The sequence below is a fragment of the Microbacterium sp. F01 genome (assembly GCF_056156365.1).
The window spans coordinates 240,811-263,250 of record NZ_CM149592.1 but is presented as its reverse complement, the minus strand read 5'-3'; the positions used below and the strand labels follow the sequence as shown (position 1 = coordinate 263,250).

Sequence of the window (22,440 nt, the reverse complement as noted above, 5' to 3'; positions counted from 1 at the left end):
GACCGCTCACTGGGTGATCGCGGCGACGTACGCGTCGACGATCTGCTCGGCCGAGCGGGGGCCGCCGAAGGTCCAGATGCCACCCGGGAACGGGGCGATGCGGCCCTCTGCGACGGCCGGGATCGACGCCCACGCGGGGTTCTCGGCCGCGGCGTCGACGAAGCTCTCCGAGTCGGGGTCGACCGTGCCGGTGTAGAAGAGGTTGGCGTCGCCGATCGTGGTCATGCCCTCGATGTCGGTCTGGCCGAGGCCGTAGGCGGCGTCCACCTCGCCGGTCCACGCGTTCGTGAGACCGAGCTCCTCGCCGAGCTCTCCGACGAGCGAGCCCTGGCCGAACGGTCGCAGCGACACGTTGCCGCCGTCGACCCAGCCGTCGAAGTAGACGAAGTCGGTCACCGCGGGCGCGACCCCGGCGATCTCGGCCTTCGCGTCCGCGAGGTGCTGCTCGAACTCGTCCTTCACGACGTCGGCGCGCTCGGTGCGGCCCGTCGCCTCCGCGATCAAGTCGAACGTGTCGAGCATCTGCCCGATGGGGTCCTCGGCGTTCGCACCGAGCGTGGCGAGAACGGGCACGCCGTACTCCTCGAGCTGCGCGATGATCTCGTCGTCGCGCGTGTACGCCTCGACGATGACCAGGTCGGGCTCCGTCGCGAACAGCGCATCGAGGTTCGGCTCCTGGCGCGTGCCGACGCTCTCGACGCTCGCCGGCAGCTCCTCGGCGGTGTCCCACGTGCGGTAGCCGTCGGCATCCGCGACGGCCACGGGCGTGAGGCACAGCGACAGCACGTCCTCGATCTGCTGCCACTCGAGCACCGCGACCTTCGCGGCGGGCTCGTCGAGCGTGACAGTCCGGCCGAACGCGTCGGTCAGCTCGACCGGGTCCGTCGACGTCGTGGTGGCGTCGTCCGCGCAGCCGGCGCTGGTCGACACCGCGGTCTCGGTGTCCGTCGAGGCCGCGACCTCGGTGGTGCCGCACGCGGTCAGCGCGAGGGCGAGGGCGCCGAGGACGGCGAAGGCGGCGATGGGCTTGGTCATGGGGCAGGCTCCAGAACAGTCGGGATGGGAGGGGTACAAGGGGTCGAGTGGCCGGCGCGCTGTGCCGGCGCGCGCTGCGTCAGGCGGGGAGTGCTGCGCCGCGGCGGACGCGTTCGTGATGACGACCGCGCGGGATCACGCGCACACGCCCGGTCGCGTCATCCACCGCCGTCTCGATGCGGAAGCCGTACACCTCGGTGAGGTTCCCGGCCGTGAGCACGTCGTGCGGCGTGCCGGTGGCGTGCACGCGGCCACGGTTCATGAGCACGACTTCGTCGGCGACGGATGCCGCGTGGTCGAGGTCGTGCAGCACCACGCCGACCGCGGTGCCCTGGTCCGCCAGATCGCACACCAGGTCGAGCGTCTCGATCTGGTAGCGCAGGTCGAGGTGGTTGGTGGGCTCGTCGAGCAGCAGGATGCCGGTGCTCTGCGCCAGCGCGGTCGCCAGCCACACGCGCTGCAGCTCGCCGCCCGAGAGCTGATCGACCGGGCGGTGCCCCATAGCGGTGAGCCCGGTCAGGCCGAGTGCGCGGTCAATGGCCTCGCGGTCGGCGTCGGTGACGCCGGAGAAGCGGCCGCGGTGCGGGTGGCGGCCGTACGCGACGACATCGCGCACCTCGAGCCCCGACGGGTGCGGGCGCGACTGCGAGAGCATCGCGACCGTGCGGGCGAACGCCTTGGCGGAGAGGGATGCTGCGTCCCGCCGCCCGTCGGCGCCGTCGATGTGCACGGAGCCGGCGTCGATGCGGTGCAGGCGGGCGAGGGCTCGCAGCGCCGTCGACTTGCCGCTGCCGTTCGGACCGATCAGCGCGGTGACGGTGCCGGGTCGCAGGTGGAGCGACACCTCGTGGACCACCCGGGTGCGGCCGTAGCTGAGCTCCAGCGCGTCGCCGTGCAGCTCATCCGTCGGTCGTTCCGGGCCGCCATCCGTGATCACGTTAGGGAAGCCTAAGCTATGTTCGCGCCCGGCTCCAAGATCGTGACGTAACCGACGACCTGCGCCGCGCACTCGTGTGAATCCACCCGGGCTCGAGGGGTGGGTGGGCCTGCCCGCGCGCGGGTGAGTCCCAGCCGTGCTCTCACGGCGTCGGAAGCTGTTCACCTTGCGTTCTATTCGCGGTCCGGCGGTCTCGTAATTCGCGGTCACCTCGGCGAGTTTGCATACCGGTGTTCTCGAAATCCCCCGAACTCCGGAAGGAACACCCTCATGCGCCGTGTCGCATTCCCCGCCCTCGGTCTCCTCGGCATCGCCGCCCTCGCCCTCACCGGCTGCGGGGGTGCCGCCTCCGCGTCCGACGCGGACGCCGCCGCTCCGATCACGATCGCCACCATCCCGCTCGGCGATGACCCGTCGGCGGAGAACCCGGTCGAGGCGTTCGCCGCTCTGCTCGAGGAGGAGACCGGGCGCACCGTCGAGGTCACGGATGTGCCGGACTACCTGAGCGTCGTGGAGGCGATCCGCGCCGACCACGTCGACATCGGCATCATGAGCGGATTCCCCTCGGCCCTCGCGGTCAACACCGGCGAGGTCGACGCGCTGCTCGCGTGGAAGGGCGACGACACCCCCGTCTCGACCTGTGTCGTGCTGCAGGACTCGCCCATCCAGGAGGTCGAAGACCTGAAGGGCAAGACTGTCGCGTTCGCCGACCAGGCCTCCAGCTCCGGCTACTTCATGCCGGTGTACATGCTCCATGAGGCGGGCCTCGAGCAGGGCGAGGACTACGAGGCGATCTTCGCCGGCGGTCACGAGGGCAGCTTCGCGGCTTTGGAGCAGGGACAGGTGGATGCCGCGTGCACGGCGATCATGCTGACGCAGATGGGTGAGCCGTACTTCCCGTTCGCCGACGGCGAGTGGCGCGGCGTCGGCGAGAGCCCGTCGATGCCGGTCGCCGGCACGGTGCTGGCACGTCAGTCGCTGGACGACGAGACCCGCGCGCTCTTGGAAGAGTCGCTGCCGGCGGTGTTCTCGGAGGAGAACGCCGAGGCGCTCGGCGCGCTGGGCGAAGGCTTCATCGGCCGCGAGACGGTCATCGCCCCCGAGCCGGAGCTGTTCCAGGGCTTCGTGGACATCGCCGCGGTCGCCGGCGTGAAGCTCGAGGATCTGCGCTGATGACGCTGACAGTGACGACGGATGCTGCGGAGGTCGCAGCATCCGTCACCCCCACAGTGTCGGTGCGCGGCCTCGCCGTCGCGTACGACCGCACCCCGGTGCTGACGGGCGTCGACCTCGACCTGCGCCCCGGCGAGACCGTCGCGCTGCTGGGGGCATCGGGATCAGGGAAGTCCACGCTCATGCGCAGCCTCACCGGATTCGCACCGATCACCGCGGGCAGCGTCCGGGTCGCGGGCCAGGAGGTCGCCGCGATGCGCCCGCGCGACCTGCGCGCCCTGCGCGCGCAGGTCGGGCAGGTGTTCCAGCAGTTCAACCTCATCCCTCGGCTCAGCGTGCTGACCAACGTGCTGACCGGCGCCCTGCACGACGCGGGCCCGTTCAACCTGGTCGGTGGTTTCACGCGGGAGCATCGCACCCGCGCGCTGGAGCTGCTGGACCGCGTCGGCATCGCGCACAAGGCCACCGCTCCGGCACGCTCCCTCAGCGGCGGGCAGCAGCAGCGCGTCGCGATCGCCCGCGCGCTCATGCAGAAGCCGAAGGTCATCCTCGCGGACGAACCGGTGGCCTCGCTCGACCCGAAGCTCGCCGACTCCGTGCTGAGCCTGCTGCGCGACATCGCCCGGCAGGACGGCATCCCCGTGCTGGTCAGCCTGCACGTGCTGCCCCTCGCGCTGGCGCACAGCGATCGGATCGTGGGGCTCAAGCACGGCGAAGTCGTGGTGTCGGCCCCGACCTCCGAGCTGGACGCCGACGCGCTGGCCGTGGTCTACGACGAGGAGGACGCTGATGAGCACCACGACTGAGCGGGTGCGCCCGGAGAAGACGCGGACCGCGCCGCAGCTGGATCCGCACGAGCGGGAGCGCCTCGAACACGCCTTCCGGGTCCCCCGGGCCCGGTTCGGACTCGGGCTGGTCGCCGGCTTCGCGGTGCTGGTGTGGTCGTTCCAGGGAGCCGAGTTCAACTTCGCCAAGCTGGCCGAAGGCGCCGTGAACATGACCGAGTTCCTGGGACGGCTCTTCCCGCCGGACTTCTCGGACTTCGGCACGATCGTGGCCCTGTTGATCGAGACGCTGCAGATGGCGATCGTCGGCACCGTGCTCGGCGCGGTGTTCTCGCTGCTGGTCGCTTTCGGCGCAGCATCCAACATCGCCCCGAAGTGGGTGTATTACCCGTGCCGCTGGCTGATGAACATCATCCGGTCGGTGCCCGACCTGGTGTTCGCGCTCATGTTCGTCTCCGCCGTCGGCCTCGGGCCGTTCGCCGGCATCCTGGCGATGACGCTCGGCTCGATCGGCTCCATCGGCAAGGTGTTCGCCGAGGCGATGGAGTCCGTCGACCGCGGCCCCCTCGTCGCGATGCAGGCCGTCGGCGCCTCGAAGCGTCAGGTCATCCAGTACGGCGTGCTGCCGCAGGCCGCACCACTTCTCGTGTCGTACACGCTGCTGCTGTTCGAGGGCAACGTGCGCGGCGCGACCATCCTCGGGCTCGTCGGCGCCGGCGGCATCGGCCTCGAGCTCACCACCGCGATGCGTATGTACGACTACGGGCACCTGTGCGCGATCGTCATCTGCATCATCGTCCTGGTCACCGCCATCGACCAGGGCAGCGCATTCATCAGAAGGAGAATCACATGACCACCGCCCTCATCGACCTGGAGCTCAGCGCTCCCGTCAACCTCCGCGACCTGGGCGGCATCCCCGTGGCGGACGGCACGCTGCGCGACGGCTTCGCGCTCCGCGCCGATGACCTCGCCGTCGTCACCGAGCAGGACGCTCACGACCTGGTGAACCGTGGTCTGGTGGCCGTGATCGACCTGCGCACCAGCGACGAGGTGGCCCTCACCGGCCGCGGTCCGCTCGCCGATCAGCCCGTCGCCTATCACCACCTGCCCCTGATGGCGAGCATCGGAGCCGGGATGCCGCAGGGCGGACGGGTGTCGTTCGACCACGCGTCGATGGGCGAGATGTACGCGCACATGGTCGAGACCTCCGCGCCGCAGCTCGCGACGGCGCTGTCGATCATCGCCCTCGCCCCGGGTGCGACGGCGTTCCACTGCGCCGCGGGCCGCGACCGCACCGGCGTCCTCGCCGCGATGCTGCTGCTCGCCCTGGGCGCCACGGACGACGACATCGTCACCGACTACGCCCGCACCGACGCCAACATGACCGCCATCCAGGCGCGCATGAAGCCCGTCATGGGCGTCCTCCTCGAGCGGCTCGGGTTCGACCTGGACCAGATGACCGCGTTGACGATGGATGCTGAGCCCATGGACATCTCGATGCGCATCATGCTCGCCCGGCTCCGCGAGCGGCACAGCGGTGACGCGCTCGCGCCCGTCCGCGCCGCGGGGCTCTCGGATGACCTGATCGCCCGGCTGCGTGCTCGCGCGGTGGCTGCGTGAGCATCGCCCCGCTGCAGGATCAGACCGGGGTCGCGGTTCGCCGCGGCCCCGGTCGGCCGCGCGTCGAGGACCTCGATCAGCAGATCCTCGCCGCCGCGCTCGCGCTCATCGACGAAGGCGAAGCCGTCACCGTCCGCCAGCTCGTGCACCGCAGCGGCGTCAGCCGCGCCGCGATCTACCGTCGCTGGCCCTCCATGACGACGCTCGTCGCCGCCGCCCTGGACGTGGGACGCACCGTGCCCGGCGACATCCCGCTCGACGGCGGCCTCCGTGAGGCGGTCATGGGCGCCCTGGTCGGCGGTCAGAGCGTCAGCGTCGTCGGCTACTCGGAGGAGCGGTTCCGGCAGCGCATCCGTCTCGCCATGGGAGACCGCGACCTGCAGAAGGCGTACTGGGCCTCCCACGTATCGCGGCGACGTGGTCCCCTCGAACGGGCCATCGCCGCAGGCATGGAACGAGGCATCCTCCGTCCCGAACTCGACCCCGCGACATGCTTCGATCTGCTCGCCGGCGTCGTCTACTACCAGCTGGTCGTGCGAGGCGAGGAGATGAGCGACCCTGTCGTGTGGCAACGATGCCAGGATGCCTTCGACATCGCCTGGCGGGGCATGCTCAGCTCGCCCGGCTCGGAAGACGCGCATGCAGAATGGGAAGCTCAGGTCGAGATGCCCGCCCCCGCGCCGAACCCCGGCGACAACGGGCTCGATGAGGGACGCATCGTCATCGAGCTGCGCTGAGCGGCCGCGGCAATCGACGCCGCCTGCGGCACTCACGCGGATGGCCGCGGATGACGGTGCCATGTGTCCCAGAGCAGCCGGTAAGTGCCGCCCACATGCAGGAGCTCATCGTGGTTGCCCGCTTCGACGATGCGGCCGGCTTGCAGCACGAGGATCTCGTCAGCGGTCGCGGCTTGGTCGAGACGGTGAGCGATGGTGATCGTCGTGTGACGCGCGGCGAGGCCGGCCGCGGCCGCGGCGAGCTCGCCGTGCACACTGGCCCCGGACTCCGACGCGGCCTCGTCGAGGATGAGCAGATCGGGCCGCAAGAGCTCGACCCGGGCCAGCGCCAGCTGCTGCCGGCGCGTCTCCGAGAGGGCGAGCCCGCCCTCCCCGATCACGGTGTCCAGCCCGTCCGGCAGCTCACCGATCCACGCTGCACCGACCGCTGCGAGTGCCTCGTGGATCTGTGCGTCGTCGGCGGCAGCATCCGCCATCCTGAGGTCATCGCGGATGGACCCCGTGAAGACGTGGCTCTCCTGGCTGACCAGCGCGATCCGGGGCTGCTCGCCGGCGAATCGGATGCGCCCGCGGGAGGGGGTCAGCTCGCCGGTGACCAGAGAGGCCAGGGTGCTCTTGCCGGCACCGCTCGAGCCCACGATGGCGAGGTGGCCGCCGTGCGGGAGCTCGAACGCGATGTCGGCCAGAACGCCGCTCGTGCCGTAGGAGAATCCGACGCCCTCGACCGATACCGCCATGCCCGGGCGTACAAACGACTGGTCACCGGTGCGCGGCGGGGCGAGCGGATCATCGAGGATGCCGACGAGGCGGGCCAGGCTCGCACCGGCGCGCTGCAGGTCGTCGAAGCTCGCCAGCACCGTGCCCATGGGGCCGAACAGCTGCATGAACAGCAGCGCGGCTGCCGTCGCCGCGCCGACGGTTCCCGCGCCGGTGGCAACGAGGATCCAGCCGACCGCGAGCACGGCGCCGAGCCCGATGAACTCGGCGATGTTGAGCCGACCCCAGAAGCGGGCGCCGACGCGTGTCGCGTCGACGACGAGGTCGACTTCGCGCCGCGCTGCCGCGTCGACGCGGGCTTCGGCCCGCGGTCCGGCCCCGAATGCCACGAGCGTCGTGCGGCCGTCGAGGGCCTCCATCGTCAGTTGGGACCGCGCGCCCGCGGCTTCGCGCGATGCCCGGTACAGCGGCTGAGACCTGCGCAGATACAGGCGCACGGCGAGCACCTGCAGCGGAACAGCCAGCAGTGCGGCGAGAGTCAGGCGCGGATCGATGACTCCGAGCCCCACCGCCGACGTCGCGACGAGGAATGCCGCGGACGCCGCACTGGGCAGCACCGACGAGACAGTGTCGCCGACGACCGCGACATCCGCGGTCACGCGGGAGATCACCTCGCCTCGGCCGGCCGCCTCGATGCGCCGCCCTGGAAGCCTCATGACATGCACGAAGACGTCGGAACGCAGGCGCGCCAGCATCCGCTCACCGAGGCGAGCGACCGCGATGCGCGACCCCGCCGCGAACCCGGCGAGCAGCATGGCGAGCGCACCGAGCGCGACGATCAGCGGAACGAGCCGGCCGTGGTCCGCGTCGTCGCCGGCGGCGGCATCGACCACTTCACCGAGCATCAGCGGTGTGGCGACACCGGCGACCGCACCGCCGACGAGCGCCACGACCGCGAGCAGGAACCCGGTCCTGTGTCGGGCGATGAGATCGCGCATCGCGCGACGGGTGCGCGCCGCCGACGCCACCGGTAGCGGCTGGCTCACGATCGCCCCCTTTCTGCGCCGAGCGCCCCGCCGCCGGCATCCACCAGGGCCCCGGCTGGATCGCGCACGACATCGCATGCCGACAGGAGGGCCGGGCTGGTGGTCACGAGGACGGTGGTGCGCCCGGCACGGTGACGGCGGATGCCGTCCGCCAGTGCCGCCTGGGTGACGGCATCCACCGACGTGGCGGGCTCGCGCAGCACGAGCACGGTCGGCTCCGCGGCGAGCGCGCGTGCCAGCGCCACCCGCTGACGCTGACCCCCGGAGAGGAGCCGGCCGCGTTCGCCCACCTCACGCTGCCAACCCCCCTGGGCGAGGACGTCGCCGAGCGCCGCGGCGTCGGCGGCAGATGCGAGCCGGCCATCGTCGTCGGCCACGCCGAAGGGTGCGACGTTGTCCGCGACGGTTCCGGTGAACAATGTCGGCTCGTGCGGCGGCGCGACCACGGTCGGACGTGTTCCCGCCGCGGGCGGGCCGAGCAGCGGCATCCCATCGATGAGAACCGTGTCGTCCCCGCGACCGCCTCCGCCCGCGAGGCGGTCGTGCAGGGCGATCGCGTCCTCCTCGTCGAGCACCAGGCCCACGATCTGCCCGCCGGCGACGTGGAGGTCGAGCACCGCGCCGGACGGAAGGCACAGGCCGTCGATCCGCACCGCGCCCTCGCCGACGTCGAGGCGGAAGCCCGGTCCCGAAGGTGTGCTGCCGAGCGCGGCGACGCGGCGCGCCGACGCGCGCGCCCGGGCGAGCTGCGCGCCGACGAACCCGAGCCCCGCGATCGGCCACTGCAGGAACTGGGCGAGGCCCACGACCGTGACGAGCTGCCCCGCGCTGAGCTGACCGGCGACCACCGACACGGCCCCGATCGCTGCGAGCAGCACGAGGAACACCCCCGAGATGAGCGAACTGATGCCCGCGTAGGCGCCTTCGGCGCTCGATGCGCGCAGTGCCGCCCGCAGCGATCGCTCGTTGACGAGACGGAACCGCCGGATCGCCTCGTCCTCGGCCGCCAGTCCCTTGACGGTGCGCAGTCCCGACAGCAGGTCCCCGGCGAGCGCGGAAGAGTCCGCGAGTGCTTCCTGCTCGGCGGCGCTGCGCCGTTCCAGCGGCCGCGTGCTGAAGTGCAGCACCACCATCACGACGGGAGTACCGACGAGCACGAGGACGGCCAGCGGCGGCGAGATCAGCAGGAGGGCGATGGATGCTGTGAGCACGGCGACTGCGGAGGCGATCCCGCGCCCGATCGTCCAGACGACCGACGCCGCTTCGTCGACGTCGGATGACAGGACCGACAGCGTCTGCCCGGACGGTCCGCCCGGCGAGACGCGGGGCGCGAGCAGGCGCGCGAGCAGCCCCCTTCTCGCTGCGTACGTGCTCTCGGCGTACGCGCGGATCGCAGCCAGCTCGCCCATGCGCCACACCCAGAGGAGGACGACGAACACCGCCCCGAGCGCGGTGAGCGAGGCCGCGAGCAGCCACGGATCGGACGGGGCGATCGCGAGGTCGATGGTGATGCCGACGACGATCGGAACGAGCGCTTCGCACGCCTGGTGCAGCGAGAACCCCAACGATGCGACGAACACCCGGCGTCGCTGGCCTCGGCCGGGATGCGAGGGGACGGCAGCAGGGTCAGGGGCTTCGGGGGACACGAAGTGGTAGCTTAGGTTCGCCTTACTCGTGGCAACAAGACGACAGGCGGACAGATCATGTCGCAGAGCGGACAAGCCGTCGAAAGCGATCGGTGGCGCGTCGACACGGCCGACTTCGCGGTGGCCGAACGCGTCGAGTGGGATCGGCACGCGCACGACGACATGCACGAGCTGCTGTGGGGCACACGCGGCACGCTCACCGTCGAGACCGACGACGGATGGTTCGCCGCGCCGAGCGCACTGGGGATCTGGATCCCCGCCGGTGTCATGCATCGCGTCGTCGCCGCGCCGCGGACGACGTTCCGGTGCACGTACTTCGATCCCCAGCTCGGGTCGCCCGGCGACAAGACCACGGCCGTCGCCATGCCCGAGCTCAATCAGGCCCTGCTCGCCCGACTCGCCGATCCCGCCCACCTGCCGCAGCGCGCGCGTGAGCACGCCGAGGAGCTCGTCACGTGGCTGCTGCAGCCGGTGCGCCTCACCACGGTGGATCTCCCTCTCCCCACCGACGACCGCACGCGGCGGGTCGCCGAGATGCTCCTGGCCGACCCGGCCGACTCGCGCCCGCTCGAGGAGTGGGGTCGCGAGGTGGGCGCGAGCGCCCGCAACCTCTCGCGGCTGTTCGCCGCCGAGACGGGACTGAGCTTCGCCGAGTGGCGCACCCGCGCCCGCATCCGGCGCGCGATCGAGTGGCTGGCGGCGGATCACACCGTCGCCTCGGTGAGCGCGCGCGTCGGCTACGCCACACCCAGCGCCTTCGTGCAGGCCTTCCGGCGCGAGATCGGCCACACCCCGGGCGAGTTCGCCGGGGCACGATCCGGACTCGGCCAGAGTTTGTCCTGACGGCGACACGTTCTGGCACTTCGGCGACATCGCGGGGTGAATACTGGCTGGGTTAGGTAACCCTTAGCTAACTTCCTCCCCCGAACGAAAGGCGCCCGCATGCGCGCACGCTCCTTCGCCACGCTCGCCCTCCTGGGTGCTTCCGCCCTGCTGCTCGCCTCGTGCGCTTCGAGCGCCGGCAATGCCGCGACGGGTGACACCACTGAGGTCGAGACGCCCGCCGGCGTCACGATCGACATGCCGACCGAGCCTCAGTCCGCGCTCGGCTTCTACACGACCGACGTCGACATGCTCATCACGCTCGGCTTCCCGCTCGCCGACACGCAGCCCGTACGCGACGACTTCTCGGCGTTCCCCGACTTCTTCCCGCAGGAGGAGCTCGCCGGCATCGAGGTCTTCGGCAACTTCCCCGAGTTCAACCTCGAGAAGATCCTCGAGGTCGGCCCCGACTTCATCCTCAACGGCCTCGGCTACGAGGAGGACCTCGACGCCGATCTGCAGAAGATCGCCCCGACCTACACCTACAACGCGTTCGACGGCGCCGACTGGCGCGACTCCTTCCACCAGGCCGCGATCGACCTCGGCCGAGAGGAGCAGTACCAGGCGTGGACCGACGCGTACGAGGCCCGCGTCGCGGAGATCCGCGCGGAGCTCGACGAGAAGGGCATCGACCCCGTCGTCGCCGATGTCTCGTTCTACGAGGGTGAGGTCGGCACCAGCACGTACGGTGTGCCCGCCCTGGTGTTCTCCGACCTGGGCCTGAACATCTCGCCGCTGATGATGGCGGATGAGAACGGCCTGCCCGCGGGCGACGGCACGAAGTTCAGCATGGAACAGCTCGGCCAGCTGGACGAGGTCGACGTGGTCTTCGGTTCCGTGAACGAAGACGGCACAGGACTCATCGGCGAGGAGGACGCGCTCTCCTCCAACGCCCTGTGGAACCAGCTCGGCTTCGTGCAGAACGGCGAGATCCACGGCTACAACTACGAGATGGCGTACGGTTCGCCCAGTGGTCAGAGCGCCTTCCTCGAGGTCGTCGCGAAGGCGCTCCTCGGATGAGCGTCAACCGCATCCACCGCATCGAGGTGCTCCGCGTCGAGCGCCTGACCCCGGGGATGACGCGTGTCGTGTTCGGCGGCGCCGGACTCGAGGGCTTCACGTCGACCGGGGTGGGCGACGAGTACTTCCGCATCTTCTTCCCCTTCGAGCAGCGCGCCGAGCCGACCCTGCCGTTCGCCACGGAGGACGGCTACTGGGAGTACCCCGACGGCGTCGAGCCGGCGCCGCTGCGCACCTACACGGTGCGCCGCTGGGACGAGGCGGCCGGCGAGCTCACGATCGACTTCGTCGTGCACGACGGCGGCATCGCCGCGGCTTGGGCCCTCGCGGCCGAGCCCGGCGACGTCGTGGGCGTCAACACGCCGCGCGGGCTCTACGACCCGCCGGCCGAGATCGCGTGGCAGCTCCTCGTCGCCGACGCGACGGGGCTTCCCGCGGCTCTCCGGCTCGCGGAGTCGGCCCCCGCGGGCGTCCGCACCCGTGTGGTGATCGAGGTGTCGTCCGCTGCCGACGAGCAGGCGGCCGACCTCCCCACGGGTGTCGAGCTGCACTGGGTGCACGGCGGCAACGGCCACGGCCCGACGCGCATCGAAGAGATCGTGCGCTCAGCCGAACTGCCCGCGGGGCCGGGATACGTCTGGGTCGCGGGCGAGACGAAGGCCACCCGCGGCATCCGTCGACTCCTCCGTCACGAGCGCAAGCTGCCCTCGACTGCGTACAAGGTGGTCGGCTACTGGACCGAGAACGCCGAGCAGTGGCGCGAGAAGTACGACAACGTCCCCGAAGCCGACCGCGCGCGACTCGCCGCGATGTGGGATGACGTCGATCGCGACGAAGAGGAGATCGAGGACGAGTACGAGGCAGAACTCGAGAAGCTGGGTCTCTGAGTCGTGAGCATCACCGCCGTGGAGACGGAGAAGCCGATCGCACCGCCGCGGCGGGTGCTGGCGGTGACCCTCCTCGCGCTCGCCCTCGCGGTCGCGTGCGTCGCCAGCGTCTTCCTCGGCTCGCAGCGCCTCACCCCGCTCGAGGTGTGGCAGGGACTCATCGGCACCGACCCGGAGGCGATGGTGATCGTGCGCGATATGCGCGTGCCGCGCACCCTGGTGGCGGTTGCCGTCGGGGCGGCGCTCGGCATCGCCGGCGCCCTCATCCAGGGCTTCAGCCGCAACCCGCTCGCCGACCCGGGGATCCTCGGCGTCAACGCCGGCGCGGGCGCGGGCATCGTCGCGGGCGTCGCGTTCGCCGGCGCCACCGGCGCGCTCCAGTACATCTGGTTCGCGTTCGCGGGCGCCGCGATCGCGACGCTGCTCGGCTTCCTCATCGGCTCGGCCGGTCGCGGTGGGGCGGACCCGCTGCGCATGACGCTCGCCGGCGTCGCGCTCGGCGCGGTGCTCGCCGGTGTCACCGGCGGCATCTCACTGTTGCGCCCGGAGGTCTTCAACGAGATGCGCACCTGGGCGGCCGGGTCGCTGCAGGCGCTCACGTCCGACGTCAACACGGTGCTCCCGTTCATCGCGATCGGACTGATCATCGCCTTCGCCCTCGGACCGAGCATGAACGCACTCGCTCTCGGCGACGACCTCGCCACGGCGCTCGGCTCACACGTCACGCGCACCCGCATCCTGTCGATCGCCGCGGTCACCCTGCTCTGCGGGGCGGCGACGGCGGCCGCCGGCCCGATCGGCTTCATCGGCCTCATGGTGCCGCATGCCGTGCGGTGGCTGGTCGGACCGCACCAGGTCTGGATCCTCGTCGGCACGGCGCTGGGCGCACCACTCCTCCTCATCGTTTCCGACATCGTTGCGCGGCTCATCCTGCCCACCGGCGAACTATCGGTCGGGCTCGTCGCCGCGTTCGTGGGGGCGCCCGTCCTCATCGCCCTCGTGCGCCGCCGGAAGGCGAGCGGACTGTGACCGTCACCGCCCCCGCCCCGAGGGTGATCCAGATCCAGCGCGGCCCGTTCACGCGGCGCGTCCGCGTGCGGGGAATGGTCGCGACCGTGGCCATCACGCTCATCGCCCTGTGCCTGGGTGTGCTCGCGCTCTGCCTGGGCGACTTCTTCGTGGCGCCCTCCGACGCGCTGGCCGCGCTCTTCGGCGTCGGAACGCCGCGCAACACCCTGGTCGTCGTCGAGTGGCGACTCCCCCGCGCCCTTCTCGCGCTGGTTTTCGGTGCCGCCCTGGGCACGGCGGGCGCGATCTTCCAGTCCCTCACCCGCAACCCGCTGGGCAGTCCCGACATCATCGGCTTCGACGCCGGCGCGTACACGGGCGCGCTGCTGGTCATCACCGCGGGCTCGTTCGGCTTCGCCGCCACCGCGACCGGGTCGTTCCTCGGCGGACTCGCCGCCGCCGTTATCGTCTACCTCCTCGCCTGGCGAGGCGGATTCCAGGGATTCCGCCTCATCATCGTCGGCATCGGCGTGAGCGCGATGCTCGCGTCGGTCAACACCTGGCTCATCCTCAACGCCGACCTCTACGTCGCGATGATGGCGTCGGCGTGGGGTATGGGCTCCCTCAACGGGCTGGGGTGGGAGCAGGTCGGCCCGTCGCTGCTGTTCCTCGCCCCGCTCGCGGTGGCGTGCGCCGTGCTCGCCGACCGGATGCACCTGCTCGAACTCGGCGACGACGCCGCCACCGCGCTCGGGGTGCGCACCGGCACCATCCGCATCCTGCTGGTGCTCGTCGGCGTCGGCCTCACCGCCGTCGTCATCGCCCTGTGCGGCCCGATCGCGTTCATCGCGCTGGCCGCCCCGCAGATCGGCCGCCGCATCACCGGCAGCGCCGGCGTCACCCTCACCGCGTCGGCCGCCGTCGGCGCCGCGCTGCTCGTCGCCAGCGACCTGCTCGCGCAGCGCCTGTTCGCGCCCACCCAGCTGCCGGTCGGCCTGGTCACGGTCGCCCTCGGCGGCGGGTATCTGATCTGGCTCCTCATCCACGAAGCGAGAAAAGCATGACCCACGTGTCCAGAGGCGACGGCAGAACGATGACGGATGCTGCGCCCCCCGCGCGCGACGCAGCGCCCAAGCTCGCCACGCGCGATGTCACCCTGGCTTACGACCGCGCCGTCGTCGCGGAGCGCCTGAGTGTCAGCATCCGTCCAGGGTCCTTCACCGCGATCGTCGGACCGAACGCGTGCGGCAAGTCGACGCTGCTCCGCGCGATGGCACGGCTGCTGAAGCCGACCGCGGGATCGATCGTGCTCGACGGCAAGGAGATCACCGACTACCCCTCCAAGGAGGTCGCGCGGCGGCTGGGCCTTCTCCCCCAGACGTCGATCGCTCCCGACGGGATCCGCGTGACCGACCTGGTCGGCCGAGGTCGGCATCCGCATCAGACGCTCCTGCGCCAGTGGTCGCGCGCCGATCGCCAGGCGGTCGACACCGCGCTGGAGCTCACCGGTACGCAGGAGCTCGCCGGACGCCTGGTCGACGAACTCTCGGGCGGCCAGCGGCAGCGGGTCTGGGTGGCGATGCTGCTCGCGCAGGAGAGTCCGACGATGCTCCTCGACGAGCCGACGACCTTCCTCGACATCTCGCATCAGTACGAGCTGCTGAAGCTTTTCCAGTCCCTTCAGGGGGACGGGCGCACGATCGTCGCGGTGCTGCACGACCTCAACCAGGCGGCGCGGTTCGCCGACCACATGGTGATGATGCGGGCAGGCCAGGTCGTAGCATCCGGTGCCCCATCGGAGATCGTGACGTCCGAGAGCGTGGAGAGCGTCTTCGGCCTGCCGTGCGCGGTCATTCCCGACCCGCATTTCGGCACGCCGATGATCGTCCCGTTCTGACCTGTCGCTGACCTGCAGCCATCGATCCCCGACAGCGGGTAACGGCGCTAGGTGCTCGACAGGGCGCTGGCGATCTCGGGAGCGAGGCCGTCGAACTGGTGCCCACCGGAATCGCTTCTTCGCCCGACACCTGAAGGCCGCGAGCTAGCGTCGGGCATCGCGGGTCGGCTGACGATCTGCATAGAGCGGGACATCCGCTGCGGTGCGGACCTCCGCCGCCTCATGCACCGCTCCCACGAAGCGCGTCGTATCTGATACGGCGGCGGTGAGCAGGGCGACGAGTCGTTCGTCGGGGTCCTGGTCGCACGCCCACGCGATTCCATCCACGGCGCCGGTCACGATATCGCGGGATTGTCGCGCGGTCATCCCTGGGCGGCCCGGACCGACTTTCTCGATGAACCGAATGGCCCAGGCATCGGCGGCGGGGGCGGCACGGAGGGCAGCCTCCCCGAGTTCGCGCAACTCCGCGGCGAGCTCGTCACGCTCGACGAGCTCCTTGAGGGCGACGCGCACCGCCACGGCTTGCGAATGCTGGCGCTCCTCAGCGGCGACGGGCAGGGCGGCGCTGGCAGATCGCAGAGCGAGCAGGACGTCGAGCCTCGGGTCGTCGCTCGTCAGGCCGACGACCGACGGGATGAGTGGCGTGAGCCGGGCGCGGCCGACCTCGCTCGTTCGATCGTTCACCATCCGTGCAAGATGCGCGAGGGTGCCGTGCGTGCACGCGGGATGGTCACTCCAACGCTCTCCCGCGAGGTACGACGCGAACTCCATGAAGCAGGCACCGCGCCGCGGCGAACGGTGCCGACCCGGGGAGAGGATCGGCATGACATCCGGATGAGCTGTCCAGTCGCGCATGGGGGGCATCCCTCCCCTTCACTGTGCGCCTGCCGTGGCCGTGATGCAAGAACCCCTGCCGGAACTTCGCAGGTGCGAACGTGTCGGTGCGAGGGTCTACCGTTCGAGAATGGTCGCCGCCTCCGCCAAGCCCGAGCTCCATGTCGCCACCGTCGCGGAATGGGAGCGTTGGCTGGAGTCCGATCCCGATCCTGGCGGAGTGAGGCTGCGCGTCCGCAAGGCGGCGTCGAACAAGCCGGGGATCACATACGCCGAGGCGTTGGACGTCGCGCTGTGCTTCGGCTGGATCGATGGCCAGAAACAGTCGTTGGATGCCGACTACTTCCTGCAGGTCTTCACACCACGCCGGCCGCGCGGGATGTGGTCGAAGGTCAACATCGAGCACACCGCGCGTCTGATCGAGGAGGGCCGGATGCGGCCTGCCGGCCTCCGCGAGATCGACCGTGCGAAGGCGGACGGGCGGTGGGACGCCGCTTATCGTCAGCGCGACGGGGACATCCCGCCAGAGCTCCAGTCGGTGCTCGACGCCGACCCGGCGATCGCCGCCGCGTTCGCCGCGCAGTCGGCGCAGAACCGCTTCGCGATGGCGTTCCGCGTGAGCAGCCTGAAGCGGCCGGAGACCCGGGCCGCCCGCGTCGCCCAGTACGTCGCCATGCTCGAGCGGGGCGAGACGCTCTACTGAATCGTCCGCGGCCGGCGGCAGGATCGTGTGGATCGGGATCGCCGCCTACGCGTGGGCGTTCGAGGGCGGCTACAGCGAAGGGGTCATCGAGTGGCGGCGGGTGCGGATGTCCTCGCGGATGACGCTGACGATGCTGATGGCGACGAGGCGATCCAGATGCGAGGACGCACCCGTCGGGTTCCGGTCATCGGTGGCGATGTCGTCATGGTGGCTTCGCAGTCGAGATGGCTGACCTCAGGAGCTCGACACGTCCGCCAGATTGTGCTGGGCGGTGCGCCGTCGTTCGCTGACGATCAGGACGATCAGCAGGATGAGACCGGTCGCGACGACGAGGTAGGTGCTGAGCGCGGGCAGCAATCCGAAGATGTTGTTCGCGGGGTAGCTGCCGTGCAGGAACAGGGTCGGATCGGTGCTGGCGTGCACGAGCATCGGTGCGATCAGGGTGCGGGTGACGCGCAGGATCAGGTACATGCAGATGCCGAACGCGAACGTGTACACGACCTGTTCGAGCGTCACGACGAGTCCCTGGCTCGTGGTGAAGGCGTTGACCAGGTGCAGTGCGGCGAAGATGCCCGCGGAGGCCAGCGCGACAGCGATCTCACCGTGACCCGCCTTGCGCATCATGTTGACCACGAAGCCGCGTGTGACGAGCTCTTCCACGAATCCGACGAACAGCCCGGCGAGCAGCCACGTGAAGACGAGGACCAGGCCGGCCTCGGCGTAGTCGATGCTGAACAGCGCGGCGACGTTGATGGCCAGCACGACGATCAGCGCGATCCACATCCAGCCCCGGCCGCCCAGCGGCTGCCGGGCGAACAGCTCCTTCAGCCATCCGACGGATGCCGCGAACGCGATGAGAAGGACGCTCGTGAGGATGATGGGCAGGGCTGTCGCGAAGAAGACATCGGCCGCGCTGCCCTTGTCGCCCCGCAGGTCACCGCCCTCAGGCGCCACCAGTCCGAGCAGGAAGCCGATCAGAAGGTAGACGCCGAGGTAAAGCGCCGCCAGCAGCAGCGCCCGCCAGAAGCCCCCGCGATCCCAGAAACCCCTCCAACCCGTCGACCGATCAGCCATCAGATCTCCCATCCAGATATCGGGACCGTCGCGAGACCGCTCGGCCGCGTGCCTCACCCGATCCTGGCAGACGGGCTCACCGCTCCGGGGTGAACAGACCGGCGTGCGTGACGCGCCGACCCACCCAGCACTGCGGGTGGGCCGGGCGAGACGAGCGGAGGCAAGCATCGGGTCAGAAGATGCGCGCTTCACAGGCGGCGAGGAACGCCGTGCGGCGCCTCCGGGGTTCGAGCACTGGAACCGCCTGCAAGACTTGCGCCCGCCTCCACACTGCCGGAGCCGACGCCGGCGATCAACGACGTCGTGGTAGAGGTCCACGCGTCGGGTTTCGTCCCAGCGGAGTGGGAGTGGCCATCGACGTGGACCGATCGCTCCGGCCACCCGCGGGCGCGGCCGATCATCGGCCATGAGCTCGCCGGCGTGGTCACCGCTCTCGGGTACGGCACGACCGGTCTCTCCGTGGGACAGCGAGTGCTCGGAATCACGGACTGGCACCGAGACGGCAGTTTGGCCGCTGTCGGGACAAGACCGGCCCGACGGCCGACGAATGCCAGCCTCGGCACGAGCCGCGGCAAGAAGCCCACCACGGCGACTGCTCGGCGAAGTCCGGCCGCGTTGCTCCATCGATTCATCATTCATTCGATCGGAGCCCGCCACAACGGGCACTCATGCGGGTCGACCTTCCAGCAGTGCACACATAGCCCGGGTCCGGGCGCGGCTCAATCACGTGCGGTCGGCGGCCGCCAGCGAACAGGCGACCGTCGAACTTAGGAGGTCGACCACACGCCGAGTTCGTTGCCGCTCGGGTCGAGGAAGTGGAAGCGGCGGCCGCCGGGAAACTCATACGGACCGTTCACAACGGTGCCACCAGCCCCGATGACGCGTTTGACGGCGTCGTCGAGGTCTTCGGCGTACAGGAGAACGAGGGGGCCACCCCGCGTGACTGTCTCTGCGAGGAGCAGGCCGCCGGCTTCTTCGCCTGGGGGATCACGTGTCGACCATCGTGCACGAGATCGACCGCGACAACTGGGGCATCGATGGCCACGCCGCCAGCGACGTCGACCTCGGTTTCACCGTCAACGTCTAGGCCCCAGCGATCCTCCAGCGGGCGGTGGCGCTATGGCGGGCGATGCGTGCAGCCTCTGGCGGTGCAGGATCGTGTGCAACCTGAACGTCGTCTGGACACCGGGGCGTGCTGACTGAGGCCACTCGACTCGTTCACCGCCAGCCTCCTCGACGCGCACTACGCAGAGGAGCCGGAGTCGTCACCCGCCTGCTCGCCGGCCGCAGGTGGGCCTGTCATACGCTAACGTCATGAGGCCAGAGCCCGTGCCCTTGCCCGCCTCGCTGTCGGGCGTCGTGCTTGAAGCATGGGCGCTCGACATGCCGCGTGAGCATGAGGTCGAGCAGGTTCTGCCGATGCCCACCACTGAGATCATCGTCAATTTCTCGGCGCCCTATCGCGTGCACACGCCCGGCGGGGCGATCTGGGAGACGCCGCCGGTGTTCGAGACGGGGATTCGGCATGGCGTGGTGCGGTTCGCGGACCCGCCGATGCTGCGGCACGTGGCGGTGCGGCTACCCGCGTACGGACCCGCACGGTTCGGCGTCCCTCCGTCGGCGGCTCCGGCGCCCGTGCCCGGAGCGCTCGGCGCGGACCTAGCAGCCCTCAGTTCCGCCGCGCACTTCGCGTGGAACTCGGACGTGGCCGATGCCGCCTTCGAGGTACTCGGCGTGCTGGAACGTCACGTGCGGCCCGAGACGGACGCGGAGCGCACCGTGCGCCAGGCCGTCGATGCGCTGGTCGCCGATCCGGCCCGTGAGATCGCGGGGATCGCCAACGAACTGGGCGTGACGCACAAGACGCTCATCTCTCGGTTCCGGCGCTTCACCGGTGTCACGCCGTCGCAGCTGTCGCATCTGGTGAAGGTGGATGCCATCGTTCGGGCGGTGCCGACGGCGGGCACCATGCCTTCGTGGACGCAGCTGATCGCCGACAGCCCATTCGTCGATCAGTCTCATTTCATCCGCTCGTTCCGGCGGCTCGTGGGGATGTCGCCGCGCGAGTATCGAGATGCGCTGGCGGCCTCACGGTACGACGACCCGCGGTTCCTCGCCTCGCAGCGGTGAATTCGGTACAAGGCAGGTGGGGCCGTGAGCCGTCATCCTGAGGGGATGGACGTTCAAGGGGCACGCAGAACACAGCTGCGCAACATCGAACAGTCGACGGGCACACCGCTCGCCGACTGGTTCGCGCTCATCGAGGGTCGTCGGGTCGAAGGGCTGAAGCACGGTCAGCTCGTGGCCTGGCTCAAGAGCGAGCACGGACTAACGCACGGCAACGCGAACGCACTCGTTCTCGCGTCGGCGGAGGGTGAATCCCAGCCCGTCGACCTGGTCGCGGCTCAGTACGCCGGCGGGAAGGAGTCGCTGCGGCCGCTCTACGATCGGCTCGTGACGCTGGCCGCGTCCCTGGGCGACGACGTCGAGGTGTCGCCGAAGAAGACGAGCGTGTCACTGCGCCGTTCGAAGCAGTTCGCGGTGCTCACGCCCGCGACGCGCACGCGCATCGACGTCGGGCTCAATCTCGGCGACGCACCCGCGGACGGTCGGCTCGAGCAGGCGACCGGTATGTGCTCGCACCTGGTACGGATCTCATCGGTCGACGAGGTCGATGACGAACTCGCCCGGCTCCTGCGGACCGCATACGAGCGCGCCTGATCTAGCGATCCGTAAACGGGCATCGCCCGTAGGAGGAAGGCCCCGGGCGGTCGAGGGCGCGTGCGGTTGCGATCCCCTTACGGGCATTGTGCGTGATCACGTAGGAGGCTGCCGCTGGGTGGTCCACATGATCATCCTCGATGGACGTCGCGGCGGCGACGCGTGGTTCCGTTCGCCGGGATTTAATAGGATCGACGGGTGACCGACGGCGCCGAGATCCTGCTGTGCTGCTTACTGTGGGCCCACGACGGCGAGATCGCCGGCCTGTCTGCCTATGAAGATCGCGTCCTGTCGCTTCTCTCCCGCCACGGTGGTGAGGTGATCCAGCGCGCCGTGAGCAAGGGCACCGGCGAGACACCGCACGAGGTCCAGTTTTACCGATTCCCCGACAGCGGGGCGCTGGATGCCTACCTCGCTGATCCGGATCGTGTGGCGCTCGCCGGCGATCGAGACCGGGTAGTGGCGCGTACCGAGCTGTTCCCTGTCACGTTCCGCTGACACAGGCCGGCTCGCGAAAGGATGCCGCGAAGAAGGCCTCGGATACGTCGCGGCGGTTATCGATCGACTGCGGGCGATTCCTCGGCCGGCCCGTCCGTGGTGGGACGGCTCCGCATCGCAAGGACAGTGAACGATGACGCGAACACTGCGCCGATACCGACTCCGAGGGCGATGCCCACAGCAACGTTGCCCAGCGCAACGCCCAACGATGTGCCGACCGCAGTGCCCACGCTGAGACCCACCGCAAGTGCAATCGCGAACGCGCGAGCGGCGGGATGCGGCACACCAGGAGACTGCTTCGGATCATCCACGGACCCACAGTACGAACTGCGAGCGTCGCACACCTCCCCCGTAGGGCGGATCTCTCCCGCAACGATCCGTGTTCGGGCAGTGCTCGGATGTCAGTGGACGGCGGATGTGCTGCGGCGTAGTGTGCGGCCGTGAACGAGGAACTGGCTCATCCGGTGGAGTCGCGTTCTCACGGCCTGGCTAAGGATGACGGCTGCGACCACACCTGAGCACCGCGCCCCCAGGGCCACAGCGGCGTCGCCGGCGACGCATCGGAGCGAAGGAGCGCACCATGGAGCAGGTCAGGATCTGGGCGGGACTTCAGGGGTTCATGAGCGCGGTGGCGCTGCTGGCACTGCTGCTGTTCTTCGCGATGGCGATGCCGTTCGGCGCCGAGCGGCGGCAATGGTCGTGGCTCGGCCCGGTCAACGACTGGCTGAGCGTACTCGGGGCGACACCGTGGATCGTCGCGATGGTGCTCCTGGCCGCGAGCGCCCGCGTGCCTGCGTGGGTCTGGGTCGCGACGGGTTTGATCGCCGTGGGAGTCATCGCCGGGGCGGTCGTCACCGTGCTGATGCTCGCGGGGCGTGCGACACTCACGCTGCAAGCGGCCGTCTTCACCCCGGTCGCGGCAGTGGGATTCGCGTGGATCGCCGTGGTCGGCACCCTCGCCGCGAACGCGGTGGTGCTCCCGCACGCGCTCGCTGTGGGTGGTGCGATCGTCGGGGTCGGTTTCCTCCTTCCCGAGTCCGGCCGCATGCCACTGTTCGTGATTGGCGCGATCGTCGGCGGGCTCTCGTGGATCGGCTTCCCCGTGTGGTGGCTGATGGTCGCCTCAACCCCGCGATAAGCGACTATCCCTCTGCGGATGAGACGCCGCCGATCCGCGGGTTCGGCTCTGGAGCCAGACTCTTCGATGGTGCGCCACACGC

The 22,440-nt window shown here is 70.2% G+C and carries 24 protein-coding genes; 17 read left to right on the top strand and 7 right to left on the bottom strand.

Annotated elements, in window-relative coordinates:
* Positions 1–6: 6 nt before the first annotated feature.
* The gene (locus ACVN90_RS01215; RefSeq protein WP_475100339.1) at positions 7–1,035 is read right to left on the bottom strand and encodes an ABC transporter substrate-binding protein; all 1,029 of its coding nucleotides are present in this window, start codon (positions 1,033–1,035) and stop codon (positions 7–9) included.
* 79 nt (positions 1,036–1,114) lie between these two features.
* Positions 1,115–1,972, bottom strand: a complete 858-nt coding sequence (locus ACVN90_RS01210; RefSeq protein WP_475100337.1) for an ABC transporter ATP-binding protein — start codon at positions 1,970–1,972, stop codon at positions 1,115–1,117.
* Between the two features lie 270 nt (positions 1,973–2,242).
* On the opposite strand from ACVN90_RS01210, the gene phnD reads away from it, so the two are divergent.
* Genes phnD through ACVN90_RS01185 form a run of 5 tightly spaced genes read left to right on the top strand, consistent with a single transcriptional unit; the run spans position 2,243 to position 6,287 of the window.
* Complete coding sequence (gene phnD / locus ACVN90_RS01205; protein WP_475100335.1) at positions 2,243–3,145, top strand: phosphate/phosphite/phosphonate ABC transporter substrate-binding protein; 903 nt, start codon at positions 2,243–2,245, stop codon at positions 3,143–3,145.
* The gene (gene phnC / locus ACVN90_RS01200; protein ID WP_475100334.1) at positions 3,145–3,951 is read left to right on the top strand and encodes a phosphonate ABC transporter ATP-binding protein; all 807 of its coding nucleotides are present in this window, start codon (positions 3,145–3,147) and stop codon (positions 3,949–3,951) included. The genes phnD and phnC overlap by 1 nt, the downstream gene beginning before the upstream one ends.
* Positions 3,935–4,783, top strand: a complete 849-nt coding sequence (gene phnE / locus ACVN90_RS01195; RefSeq protein ID WP_475100333.1) for a phosphonate ABC transporter, permease protein PhnE — start codon at positions 3,935–3,937, stop codon at positions 4,781–4,783. The genes phnC and phnE overlap by 17 nt, the downstream gene beginning before the upstream one ends.
* Positions 4,780–5,550 carry a tyrosine-protein phosphatase gene (locus ACVN90_RS01190; protein ID WP_475100331.1) on the top strand — a complete coding sequence of 257 codons (771 nt, stop codon included), beginning with the start codon at positions 4,780–4,782 and terminating at the stop codon, positions 5,548–5,550. The genes phnE and ACVN90_RS01190 overlap by 4 nt, the downstream gene beginning before the upstream one ends.
* Positions 5,547–6,287 carry a TetR/AcrR family transcriptional regulator gene (locus ACVN90_RS01185; protein ID WP_475100330.1) on the top strand — a complete coding sequence of 247 codons (741 nt, stop codon included), beginning with the start codon at positions 5,547–5,549 and terminating at the stop codon, positions 6,285–6,287. The genes ACVN90_RS01190 and ACVN90_RS01185 overlap by 4 nt, the downstream gene beginning before the upstream one ends.
* A 32-nt stretch (positions 6,288–6,319) precedes the next feature.
* Here the strand turns inward: ACVN90_RS01185 and ACVN90_RS01180 are convergent, their stop codons facing one another.
* Positions 6,320–8,050 (bottom strand): ABC transporter ATP-binding protein, encoded by a 1,731-nt coding sequence (locus tag ACVN90_RS01180; RefSeq protein WP_475100329.1) that lies wholly within the window; start codon positions 8,048–8,050, stop codon positions 6,320–6,322.
* Positions 8,047–9,630, bottom strand: a complete 1,584-nt coding sequence (locus ACVN90_RS01175; RefSeq protein ID WP_475100328.1) for an ABC transporter transmembrane domain-containing protein — start codon at positions 9,628–9,630, stop codon at positions 8,047–8,049. Before ACVN90_RS01175 ends, ACVN90_RS01180 begins: the two co-directional genes overlap by 4 nt.
* A gap of 123 nt (positions 9,631–9,753) precedes the next feature.
* Between ACVN90_RS01175 and ACVN90_RS01170 the strand changes: the two genes are divergently transcribed.
* The 6 genes from ACVN90_RS01170 (at position 9,754) to ACVN90_RS01145 (ending at position 15,390) form a co-directional block, all read left to right on the top strand.
* The gene (locus tag ACVN90_RS01170) at positions 9,754–10,539 is read left to right on the top strand and encodes a helix-turn-helix domain-containing protein (RefSeq protein WP_475100327.1); all 786 of its coding nucleotides are present in this window, start codon (positions 9,754–9,756) and stop codon (positions 10,537–10,539) included.
* A gap of 99 nt (positions 10,540–10,638) precedes the next feature.
* The gene (locus ACVN90_RS01165; RefSeq protein WP_475100326.1) at positions 10,639–11,598 is read left to right on the top strand and encodes an ABC transporter substrate-binding protein; all 960 of its coding nucleotides are present in this window, start codon (positions 10,639–10,641) and stop codon (positions 11,596–11,598) included.
* On the top strand, positions 11,595–12,485 hold the full coding sequence (locus tag ACVN90_RS01160) for a siderophore-interacting protein (protein WP_475100325.1): 891 nt from the start codon (positions 11,595–11,597) through the stop codon (positions 12,483–12,485). Before ACVN90_RS01165 ends, ACVN90_RS01160 begins: the two co-directional genes overlap by 4 nt.
* A gap of 3 nt (positions 12,486–12,488) precedes the next feature.
* Positions 12,489–13,514, top strand: a complete 1,026-nt coding sequence (locus ACVN90_RS01155) for a FecCD family ABC transporter permease (RefSeq protein WP_475100324.1) — start codon at positions 12,489–12,491, stop codon at positions 13,512–13,514.
* The gene (locus ACVN90_RS01150; protein WP_475100323.1) at positions 13,511–14,557 is read left to right on the top strand and encodes a FecCD family ABC transporter permease; all 1,047 of its coding nucleotides are present in this window, start codon (positions 13,511–13,513) and stop codon (positions 14,555–14,557) included. Before ACVN90_RS01155 ends, ACVN90_RS01150 begins: the two co-directional genes overlap by 4 nt.
* The gene (locus ACVN90_RS01145; RefSeq protein WP_475100322.1) at positions 14,554–15,390 is read left to right on the top strand and encodes an ABC transporter ATP-binding protein; all 837 of its coding nucleotides are present in this window, start codon (positions 14,554–14,556) and stop codon (positions 15,388–15,390) included. The genes ACVN90_RS01150 and ACVN90_RS01145 overlap by 4 nt, the downstream gene beginning before the upstream one ends.
* Positions 15,391–15,534: 144 nt before the next feature.
* On the opposite strand, the gene ACVN90_RS01140 is transcribed toward ACVN90_RS01145, so the two are convergent.
* The gene (locus ACVN90_RS01140) at positions 15,535–16,077 is read right to left on the bottom strand and encodes a hypothetical protein (RefSeq protein WP_475100321.1); all 543 of its coding nucleotides are present in this window, start codon (positions 16,075–16,077) and stop codon (positions 15,535–15,537) included.
* 277 nt (positions 16,078–16,354) lie between these two features.
* On the opposite strand from ACVN90_RS01140, the gene ACVN90_RS01135 reads away from it, so the two are divergent.
* On the top strand, positions 16,355–16,927 hold the full coding sequence (locus ACVN90_RS01135) for a YdeI/OmpD-associated family protein (RefSeq protein ID WP_475100320.1): 573 nt from the start codon (positions 16,355–16,357) through the stop codon (positions 16,925–16,927).
* A 234-nt stretch (positions 16,928–17,161) separates the two neighbouring features.
* Here the strand turns inward: ACVN90_RS01135 and ACVN90_RS01130 are convergent, their stop codons facing one another.
* Positions 17,162–18,001 carry a CPBP family intramembrane glutamic endopeptidase gene (locus ACVN90_RS01130; RefSeq protein ID WP_475100319.1) on the bottom strand — a complete coding sequence of 280 codons (840 nt, stop codon included), beginning with the start codon at positions 17,999–18,001 and terminating at the stop codon, positions 17,162–17,164.
* A 303-nt stretch (positions 18,002–18,304) separates the two neighbouring features.
* On the opposite strand from ACVN90_RS01130, the gene ACVN90_RS01125 reads away from it, so the two are divergent.
* Complete coding sequence (locus ACVN90_RS01125; protein WP_475100318.1) at positions 18,305–18,772, top strand: alcohol dehydrogenase catalytic domain-containing protein; 468 nt, start codon at positions 18,305–18,307, stop codon at positions 18,770–18,772.
* Here ACVN90_RS01125 and ACVN90_RS01120 read toward each other — a convergent pair.
* Positions 18,769–18,963, bottom strand: coding sequence for a VOC family protein (locus tag ACVN90_RS01120; RefSeq protein WP_475102173.1), 195 nt, complete (start codon positions 18,961–18,963; stop codon positions 18,769–18,771). The genes ACVN90_RS01125 and ACVN90_RS01120 overlap by 4 nt on opposite strands.
* Before the next feature lie 352 nt (positions 18,964–19,315).
* On the opposite strand from ACVN90_RS01120, the gene ACVN90_RS01115 reads away from it, so the two are divergent.
* The 4 genes from ACVN90_RS01115 to ACVN90_RS01100 all read left to right on the top strand — a co-directional run bounded on the left by ACVN90_RS01115 (position 19,316) and on the right by ACVN90_RS01100 (position 22,358).
* Positions 19,316–20,131, top strand: a complete 816-nt coding sequence (locus ACVN90_RS01115) for an AraC family transcriptional regulator (RefSeq protein ID WP_475100317.1) — start codon at positions 19,316–19,318, stop codon at positions 20,129–20,131.
* 45 nt (positions 20,132–20,176) lie between these two features.
* Positions 20,177–20,722, top strand: coding sequence for a DUF5655 domain-containing protein (locus tag ACVN90_RS01110; protein WP_475100316.1), 546 nt, complete (start codon positions 20,177–20,179; stop codon positions 20,720–20,722).
* Between the two features lie 198 nt (positions 20,723–20,920).
* Positions 20,921–21,220, top strand: a complete 300-nt coding sequence (locus ACVN90_RS01105) for a hypothetical protein (RefSeq protein WP_475100315.1) — start codon at positions 20,921–20,923, stop codon at positions 21,218–21,220.
* Between the two features lie 580 nt (positions 21,221–21,800).
* A complete protein-coding gene (locus ACVN90_RS01100; protein ID WP_475100314.1) occupies positions 21,801–22,358 on the top strand; it encodes a hypothetical protein in 558 nt (185 codons plus the stop codon).
* Positions 22,359–22,440: the final 82 nt, after the last annotated feature.